This is a genomic window from Cellulomonas citrea (assembly GCF_009829685.1).
Taxonomy (GTDB): domain Bacteria; phylum Actinomycetota; class Actinomycetes; order Actinomycetales; family Cellulomonadaceae; genus Cellulomonas; species Cellulomonas citrea.
Genome location: NZ_VWSD01000431.1, coordinates 1 through 503, shown reverse-complemented (window position 1 = coordinate 503; position 503 = coordinate 1). Strand labels below are relative to the sequence as shown.

At 51.3% G+C, this 503-nt stretch carries 1 protein-coding gene; it reads right to left on the bottom strand.

Going from position 1 to position 503, the window contains the following annotated elements; all coding sequences use genetic code 11:
• Positions 1 to 191 (bottom strand): NYN domain-containing protein (locus F2B26_RS17110; protein ID WP_159811284.1); only part of this gene is annotated, 191 nt, incomplete at its 3' end.
• Positions 192 to 503 lie beyond the last annotated feature (312 nt).

The following is a 503-nucleotide window of genomic DNA, read 5'->3' as shown; positions in this document are numbered from 1 at the left end:
AGCGGACGGATCGACGAGTATTCCTGATCCTCGATGATGGCCGTGTAGTAGAATGCCCGAACGAGAGTGCCACGACTCTGAAATTCAAGGAGCAGCCGCTTATAATCTATGTCGAAACCAAGGGTCTTCGCTGTTGCGTAAAGGTTTGCACCGTCAATAAACAGCGCGATCTTGTTCGTGGCAGAAGGCATCAGTTTTTACTCGCATCGTTGTTATCGCATGTATTCTTGGCGCGTATCCATCACCGCGCATTCCCATTCAATTCAGTTGTTATTCGCTAGAAGGTTTAGAGAGGATAAAGGACGCAAATATTCCGCGCGGCTGAAGCAGCGGCGCAGATCGCCGTACACCGTGATGAAGCAATGAAGCGATTTCTTGTCCATGGGACTATTTGACCCTCAGCTATGCTCTGGCGGGGCCCTTCCGGCAACGGCGATTTACGGACCAATCCGAAAAACATGCTTGCGAAAAGGCGCTGGTCGCTATACCTAGCGCGCATAGCG